The 8,492-nt window shown below is 32.2% G+C and carries 9 protein-coding genes and 1 rRNA gene; 4 read left to right on the top strand and 6 right to left on the bottom strand.

The features are described 5' to 3' along the window. Positions 1-111, bottom strand: a 16S ribosomal RNA gene (locus P2W75_RS20250); the annotation flags it as partial. 826 nt (positions 112-937) lie between these two features. Here P2W75_RS20250 and P2W75_RS20245 point away from each other — a divergent pair. Both P2W75_RS20245 and P2W75_RS20240 read left to right on the top strand, forming a co-directional pair. Continuing rightward, complete coding sequence (locus tag P2W75_RS20245; RefSeq protein WP_276381851.1) at positions 938-1,462, top strand: TetR/AcrR family transcriptional regulator; 525 nt, start codon at positions 938-940, stop codon at positions 1,460-1,462. A gap of 12 nt (positions 1,463-1,474) precedes the next feature. After that, positions 1,475-1,885 (top strand): nuclear transport factor 2 family protein, encoded by a 411-nt coding sequence (locus P2W75_RS20240; protein WP_207295534.1) that lies wholly within the window; start codon positions 1,475-1,477, stop codon positions 1,883-1,885. A 142-nt stretch (positions 1,886-2,027) separates the two neighbouring features. Here the strand turns inward: P2W75_RS20240 and P2W75_RS20235 are convergent, their stop codons facing one another. From P2W75_RS20235 to P2W75_RS20215, 5 genes are all read right to left on the bottom strand, one after another. Then, complete coding sequence (locus P2W75_RS20235) at positions 2,028-3,002, bottom strand: YheT family hydrolase (RefSeq protein ID WP_207295533.1); 975 nt, start codon at positions 3,000-3,002, stop codon at positions 2,028-2,030. Between the two features lie 209 nt (positions 3,003-3,211). Then, a complete protein-coding gene (locus tag P2W75_RS20230; RefSeq protein WP_276381850.1) occupies positions 3,212-3,601 on the bottom strand; it encodes a RidA family protein in 390 nt (129 codons plus the stop codon). An 87-nt stretch (positions 3,602-3,688) separates the two neighbouring features. Next, positions 3,689-4,258 carry a Crp/Fnr family transcriptional regulator gene (locus P2W75_RS20225; protein ID WP_276381849.1) on the bottom strand — a complete coding sequence of 190 codons (570 nt, stop codon included), beginning with the start codon at positions 4,256-4,258 and terminating at the stop codon, positions 3,689-3,691. A 108-nt stretch (positions 4,259-4,366) separates the two neighbouring features. Then, positions 4,367-5,056: an SIMPL domain-containing protein gene (locus tag P2W75_RS20220; RefSeq protein WP_207295530.1), complete on the bottom strand. Its 690-nt coding sequence runs from the start codon at positions 5,054-5,056 to the stop codon at positions 4,367-4,369. Between the two features lie 53 nt (positions 5,057-5,109). Next, positions 5,110-5,748 (bottom strand): rhomboid family intramembrane serine protease, encoded by a 639-nt coding sequence (locus P2W75_RS20215; RefSeq protein ID WP_276381848.1) that lies wholly within the window; start codon positions 5,746-5,748, stop codon positions 5,110-5,112. Positions 5,749-5,865: 117 nt separating this feature from the next. On the opposite strand from P2W75_RS20215, the gene P2W75_RS20210 reads away from it, so the two are divergent. After that, on the top strand, positions 5,866-6,738 hold the full coding sequence (locus P2W75_RS20210) for a lysophospholipid acyltransferase family protein (protein ID WP_276381846.1): 873 nt from the start codon (positions 5,866-5,868) through the stop codon (positions 6,736-6,738). Positions 6,739-6,942: 204 nt separating this feature from the next. Continuing rightward, a complete protein-coding gene (locus tag P2W75_RS20205) occupies positions 6,943-8,427 on the top strand; it encodes a glycosyl hydrolase (protein WP_276381845.1) in 1,485 nt (494 codons plus the stop codon). The last annotated feature ends 65 nt before the right edge of the window (positions 8,428-8,492 follow it).

The raw sequence follows: 8,492 nt of genomic DNA, 5'->3' as shown, positions 1-8,492 counted from the left end.
GTTACGCACCCGTGCGCCGGTCTCAAGGCCCGAAAGCCTCTACCCCTCGACTTGCATGTGTTAAGCCTGCCGCTAGCGTTCATCCTGAGCCAGGATCAAACTCTTCATCGTATATTTTTTATATTATTATGCGATGCTTACTATCGGTTCTTTTCGAATCTAATCGATTCTATTACTCTTATTTTATCTGTTCTGATTTTCATCAGAACGGCTGTCAATTCAATATGTCTACGAACGTAATTTCTTTTCTTTTCCGCTTATCTCTCAAAGCGGGTGCAAAACTAAAACTTCTTTTTAAAACCTGCAAGAAAAATTTAAAAAAAATTGAAACTTTTTTTTCGTCTCTTATTCCTAAATTCTCTGCCGGTATTTCAATGAACTTCGCTTCGTTTGCGGGGTGCAAAGGTAGACTCTTTATTTACATTTCCAAGTCTTTTCAATAAGTTTTTTTCAATCTTTTTTCGGTTTTTCAGCTAACCAACTGACAACATTAAAATTAGAATTTCAAATTTTATTTCCATACAAAAGTATTTTCTTACTTTATCTATTTAAATCCATAAAATACACAATTATTGAGTCGCCATTTTGAAATTAAACATTCCACTTACTATTGATAACATGCTATTGAATGCATTAAACATAACAATTAAAAATAATATTTAAAACACACATATTATATTAGAGTAAAGCCCAACTTACTTATTATAGACAATTAAACAATCCGAAGCTTGTTAATCCTCCAAATCATTTAAAATTGAGGTTTAAGTATACATCTCCAATTATTCAATACTTACATCCTTATATTATTTTTTCGGTTTAACTCCTTTATCTGATTTATTCAGCTTCTACTTCTTTAAATAATAAATAAAATAAAAAAATTATAGACAGACTTGTCTGTTCAATATTTTTTATATCTTTGTCCTATATTTAAATCAATATGAAAACAGCGAGAGAACGAATTTTAGAAACAGCTTCTGTTTTGTTTCATAAACAAGGATATAATAGTACTGGAATTAATCAAATCATAAGTGAATCAAATGTAGCTAAGGCAAGTTTTTATATGCATTTCAAATCTAAAGATGATTTGTGTATTGAGTTTCTAAACAAAAGACACGATTATTGGTTTTCTGAACTATTAAAATTTACTTCAAAACCGATTGAGCAGAAGGAGAAAATAATCGCAGCATTTGATTTCATAATTTATATGAATGAAAATGAAGATTTCCGCGGGTGCAGTTTTTTGAATATTATGTCCGAAATTTCAAAAAATCAGGATAACATCTTAAAAGTTATACAAGCTCACAAACAAGATTTGATTGTTTTTTTTAAAGATTTAATAGAAGACGAATTATTGTCGACACATATATATCTTCTATTTGAAAGTTCGATTATAGAAAGCCAGTTATTCAAATCGAATGAAATCATTAAAAAGTCAAAATTGATAATTCAAAACTTATTATAAAATTTTAAAAACATGGAAAAAAAACATCCCCTTCCTCCTTTTACGCTTGAAACAGCAAAGGAGAAAATACAACTTGCTGAAGATGCTTGGAATTCACAAAATCCAGAAAGAATTTCATTAGCTTACACAATAGACAGCGAATGGAGAAACCGTAATCAATTTGTTAACGGACGTGAAGAAATTGTACAATTTTTAGCTGGAAAATGGCAGAAAGAATTCGATTATAAACTTAAAAAAGAATATTGGGCACATACTGATAATCGAATTGCAGTAAGATTCGAATATGAATACAGAAACAAAGAGGGACAATGGTTCAGGGCTTATGGTAATGAAAACTGGGAATTTGACGAAAACGGACTAATGCAGAAAAGATTTGCAAGTATTAATGATCTTGAAATTAAAGAATCAGACAGGCATTTATAATTCAAAAAAATAACCATATAAGATATTTAAGCTTATAACGTAAATATCTTATATGGTTAAATATTAAAATATTCTGAAAGTGATTATTCGATAAAAAGTAATTAAACTATTATTAGTATTTGAAAGATTTAAAACTATAGGGTTAACAATTCCCAGCAGTTTTAAAGGATTCAAAAAAGGCGTACGCTCTTTTTTCTGCGTATGAATACGTTGAATTCTGCATTGGAAAAGCACAGTGTCCGCCGTATTTAGGAGTTTCCAAATAGACATACTCACTCGTTTGAGCAATCGCTCTCGGATAACATCTTTCACCCAAGAAAGGATCGTCCAGCGAATTAACAATTAAAACTGGAGTTGTAATATTTTGAAGTGAAAATTCAGGAGAAACGCGCTCATAATAATCGTCACGGCTTGCAAAACCATGAAGCGGCGCTGTAAAATACTGGTCGACTTCATCAAATGAAGAAATATTATCGATCTGATCGCTGTTTATAAAATCAGGGAATTGTTTCGCTTTATGTTTCAGTTTTCTTTTAATGTCGATTGTAAAGTTCTTCAGATAAACTCTGTTGAAACCTTGTTTAAGCACTTCCGCACTAGTCGCAATATGAGTGGGAACTGAAATCGATACAGCCGCTTTTATGCGTTCATCTACTTTGGTCCAGCCTAAATAATTCAACAGCTGAACGCCTCCCATAGAATATCCAATTAGATAAACATCTTCGAATCCTTTTCTCAGAACAAATTGCACTACCTCATCTAAATCGTCAACAGCACCGTGATGATAAAGTCTTGGAAGACGGTTCATTTCTCCTCCACAAGTACGATTGTTCCAAGCAAAAACTGAAAAACCTTTCTGCTTAAAATAATCTGCACAACTGTTGTTGTACGTTCGGCGTGAATCACCTTCCAGACCATGACATAAAATGACTGCTTTTTTTGAATCATTTATAATGAAATCAATGTTGATAAAATCGCCATCATTCAATTCCAATTTTTCTCTTGTGTATTCTGGAACTTCAAACTTTTTAAACAAAGCTGCATAAATAGTCGAAACATGTCTGTTGCGATGAATAATAGGTGGAAAGATATATTCTGATTGTTCAATTATTGGCATGACAAAAAGTTTTTACAATGCTTATACAAATCTAAGAAATCAATCAATATGTAGTGTAATACTGTCAATTTTTATTTCTTTTTTATGAGATTTTTAAACATTCATAAATTTCGTGTGCCAAAAAATTTCAAAAACTGAATTCCAAATTCCAAAAAAAGGCTGGAATTTGGAATTTAAAATTTTGAGCTTAATTTTTAAAAACTCTTTTCTTATTTCACTACAGTAGCTTCCAATTCTACTTTTAAAGTTTCAAAAAGGCTTTTTACTTCCAAAACGGTGCTTGATTGTTTAATTTGATGTTTTTGAATCCACGTTTGTACAACATCAAAATTTTCAAAAAATGAAGATGAATCGGTTGTATAGATATTAAGCCTTACTATATTTTTAAGTTCATAATTGGCTGTGAGAATTACTTTTTCTAGATTTTCAATAGTCTGAATTATCTGAGTTCTCATATCTGCCGTACTTGAAATTCCGTTGTCATCAATAGCTGTTTGTCCCGAGACATATAAAGTTCCGGCAACATTTGTAACTTCTACCGCTTGAACATAATTTCTGGCATCCTGCCATTTCCAAGGATTAATTGCTCTTTTTTCCATCTTGTATTTTTTTTAATTAACAGATGCAAAAATCAGCACAATTTACTTTTTAGAGGTGTGATAAATATCACTATTTTAAAATACGAATTAAAAAAGACGGCTTAGCGTTTCGCGCGAAACTCCTAAATAAGAAGCCAGCGAAGATTTAGGAACTCTTTGCAGTAATGATGAATTTTTAAGCAGTAACTGTTCGTAACGTTCGCGGGCATTTGAAGTTAAAAAGGACAAAATACGTTGCTGCGAACCAATGTGACCTGCAATTGATTTTCTAAGAAAGAAGCGTTCCATCTTAGATAAATCCGAACAAAGTTTTTCGAAATTTTCTAGAGAAAGACTATATACAGTTGTGTCCTCTATACATTCTAATGTCAATTGCGCTTTACTTTGGGTATAAAAAGCCTGAAAATCGGTTTCCCACCAGTCTTCCATTGCAAACGAAACAATATGTTTTCTGGCGTCTTTATCTTCATAAACTAGTTTAATAAGTCCTGAAAGCACAAAATAAACATCTTTTACTTCGTTTCCTTCTTCAATAATGAAATCTCCTTTACGGAATTTTTTTACTTCGAAATGAGAAACGATAAAAGCGACTTCTTCATCGGTTAAATCAACAACTTTTTCAATATGCGATCTCAGAAATTGTTCAGGGTTATTCATGAAAATAATTTTAGAGTAAAAGTAAATATTAATCTCATTTAGAAACAAAAAATCCAAACTCCAATTAAATTGGAATTTGGATTTCAAATATTGTAGTTTTAAAACTTTTTAGTCTAAAACAAAACTTACGCTCACATTGGCTGTAATTTCGATTTCTCCAATTGCCAATGTTTGGTTTGAAGCACCTGATGCATCCATCATTTCGGTTTTCATCGCTGCGTACATTGGTCTTGGCTGATAAACCTGAGAATTATCAGAAATAGTAAATGCTTTCCCTACTTTTTGACCTAAAACAGATACATACTCTTCAGCTTTCAATTTAGCATCTTTGATCGCTATTTTTCTAGCTTCAGACTGGTATTGAGCCAATTTAGAAGATTCAAAAGAAACATTATCAATTCTGTTGATTCCTTGTTGTACCAAACCTTCCATTAATTCATCGTATTTAGTCAAATCTTTTAATACGATTTCAACAGTTTGAGTGGCATTGTAGCTAGTTTTCTTTTTCTCGTAGTCGTACTGCGGATTAAGAGCTACTTGTTTTGTTTTAAAATCAGCTGTTGGAACATTCATTTTTTTGATGAATTTCAAAACAGCATCCATTTTTTCGTCATTTTGTTTTTTGACATCTTTAGCATTATTCCCTTTAGTTTCAACAGTTGCTGAAATACAAACCTGATCAGGTGCTACTTTTACTTTTCCTTCCCCGTTAACGTTGATTAATGGGATTTGTTTTATTTCTTGGCCGTAAGACATAGTCATAAACATGATTGTTAAAAATAATACTAGTTTTTTCATTTTTTGTGATATTTAAATTATTTGATAAAGGCATTTCAAAAGTTATGCCAGCATTACAATTTTCCCAATTTTGCCATTCCAAAAAGTATAATAATTGGGATAGCCAATAAAATCGTCATTAAACTGTGATCTGTAATTAATGACGGCATTTTTATTAAAGTAATCAAATATCCTCCTACAGCACCTCCAAAGTGAGCCGTATGTCCTATATTATCATTTTTTGCTTTCATTCCGTAAATTGAATACAATAAATATAAAATTCCGAAAACATATGCCGGCATTGGAATAACATAAAAAATTCCAAGCATCATATCCGGCTGTAATAAAATAGCCGAATACAAAACTCCAGTTACAGCACCAGATGCACCCACTGCACGATAGCTGTAATCATCTTTATGGAATAACATCGTCAGCAGACTTCCAAAGATTAAACTTCCGAAATAAACCAGAACAAAAGAAAAATCACCAAGTGCATCCGAAACCACTGGAGCAAACATCCAAAGCGTATACATATTAAACACCAAATGCAGGATATCAACATGTAAAAATCCAGATGAAAGCATTCTGATTTGTTCTCCCGCTCGAATGCTTCCTATATGAAATTCATACTTTCTAAAAAATGCATAATCGTTAAAACCTTTATAACTAAAAAGAACGTTGGCAACAATAATTCCAATTAAAATGGTATTCATAAATAATGTTTAATGTGAGATGTAAATATAGTTATATTCGGACATAAGTTTTAGATCCAAATTCAAAAATATCTCTCATTACCCATTTTTACGTTATATTTGCAGAAAAAATATTAGATGCAATTTATTGTTTATATACTAGCCTATCCACTTCTTTGGCTAATCTCTATACTTCCTTTCCGAATATTTTACTGGTTTTCAGATTTTGTGTATTTCATCATTTACAGAATCATTGGTTACCGTAAAAAAGTGGTTCGCGAAAATCTCGCGCTTGCGCTTCCTCATTTAGGTGCTGCTGAAAGAAAAGAAATAGAAAAAAAATTCTATCAGCATATGTGCGATATGTTTTTGGAGATGGTAAAAACAATGAGTATTTCTCCTGAAGAAATGGAAAAAAGATTTCATGTAACGAATATCGAATTGGTTCAAGATTATGCAAGAAAAGGCAAAAGTGTTATTCTAGTTGCTTCTCATTATGCTAGTTACGAATGGCTTTTAACTATTAATCCAAAATTAGGTTTTCAGGGAATTGCTGTTTATAAAAGACTTGCCAATCCGTATTTTGATAAGCTGATTCGAAAAATCCGTTCGAAATATAAAACCGAAATGATCGAAACCAGACAAGCAATTCCAACAATGGCTCAAAACCAAAGAAGCGGAAAATTAAGCATGTACGGTTTAGCAAGTGATCAGTCACCAAAACTGGATAGAATTTTCCATTCGATGAAATTTATGGGTGTTGAAGTTCCTGTACATACCGGTGCCGAAATGCTGGCTAAAAAATATGATTTAAGTGTCATTTCTGTAGAAGTACGTAAAGTGAAAAGAGGATATTATGAAGCGACTTTTGTACCAATAGCAGATGATCCGAAAGAATATAAGGATTTCGAAATCACCGAAAAATATTTAAAAGGAGTCGAAAAGCAAATTTATGAAGCTCCTGAGTTTTATTTATGGACTCACAAAAGATGGAAACATCGTGTAAAATAAAAAAATCTAAAAAGTCTGAAATGCAATTGCTGTTTTTCAGACTTTTTCTTTTTAGAAAATAAAACTGTTTTAAAGAAATACCTCTTTTGAAGTATTCTGAAATCGTTTGATGTGTTTTTGTAATGATTTTTTTATTCTGATAAAAAACAGAAACCCTATACATTTGAAATAACTAAATAATCAAAACCTACTAAATCATTAACCATGGTCAAAAAGCTACTTTTTACATTATTAACCTTAATTTGTTCAGCAATTATATTTTCTCAGAGTCCTAAAAGAGGAATTGCATACGGAAACAATTCTACTGCCGATTTACAGGCTTTAAAACCCGGAATTTCGTGGTGGTACAATTGGGGATCTCTACCTGAAAATGACGTTAATGCTAATTATGCTTCGCTTGGCTTAGAATATGTTCCAATGGCTTGGGGAAAAGTAAACGATGGCGATGTACAAGCCTTTATTGACCGTATTAAACCAGGAGCTAAATATCTATTAGCGTTCAATGAGCCTAATTTTACTGATGGCGCTCGCTTAACACCTCAGGAAGCAGTAAATGCATGGAAAAATGTTGAAAAAATTGCCGCAGCTAAAAATCTAGAAATTGTGAGTGCTTCTCCGGCCTATAATGGTCCTAATAACTATGGCGGTTACAGCGATCCTGTAGCGTGGCATAACCAGTTTTTTCTTTTATGTCCAGACTGTAAAGTCGATTATATTGCTTTTCATACGTATGATAATACAGCAGGAGCTGTTATTGGTGTAACAGGACTTTTAAAAAACTTTAATCGTCCGGTTTGGGTAACTGAGTTTGCAAACAGAGTTATTCAAAGTGAAACTGATAAAATTAACTTCATGAAAACCATCGTGAGCAGTTTTGAAAACGATCCTGATATTTACCGATATTCTTGGTTTACAGGACGTGTTCCTTCTGATTGGACTGATATGCTTGAAGGGCAATTACTAAGCCCAGCTAGTGGTGTTCTAAAACCAATTGGAACGGCTTATATCAACGAAAGTTATACTTCTAAAAAAATGAGTGTGCCAGGAAGAATTACTGCCAATAAACATTACAGAAGAAAAGGAACAGGATTGCAAAACACAACCGATTCTGGAACTGGGCAAAATGTTTGTTTTATAAACGACGGAGACTGGAATGAATTTATGCTCAATGTAGCCGATGCAGGAGTTTACAATTTAACTTTTAGAGTTGCTTCGCCAACAAACACTGGAAAATTTGATGTTCTGGTAAATAATGTAGCAGTAAAAACAGACGAGACTTTTCCACCAACAGGAGACTGGCAAACTTATGCTGACAAAGTTGTAAACGGAATTACACTACCAAAAGGTGAAGTGTACCTTAAAATTAAATTCAAATCAAACGATATGAATTTTAATTATATTGATGCTGTAGTTTCTAATTTAGGAGTAAACGATCACCAAAAAGAAAATGGTTCTTTTACTATTTATCCAAATCCGGTAAAAACCCAATCAACGCTTCATATAAAATCAGATACAACAGAACAATTGACGATCAAAATTGTTGATATGAAAGGAGATATATGTTTTTCTTCAGATGATTATTTTACAAATGAAGATATTAAAATTGGCGATAAACTGGCACCGGGAGTATATATCGTAAACGCTTCTTACGGCACTATTAAAAGATCGATTAAAATCATTAGGAACTAACTTAAATGCAAAATAAAAAATCCTCTTTCGAAAATTTCGAAAGAGGATTTTTTATTTTTAAGAAA

The organism is Flavobacterium sp. H4147, from assembly GCF_029360735.1.
Taxonomy (GTDB): Bacteria; Bacteroidota; Bacteroidia; order Flavobacteriales; family Flavobacteriaceae; genus Flavobacterium; species Flavobacterium endoglycinae.
The sequence above is the reverse complement of the archived record's forward strand: the minus strand, read 5'-3'. Positions and strand labels throughout refer to the sequence as shown.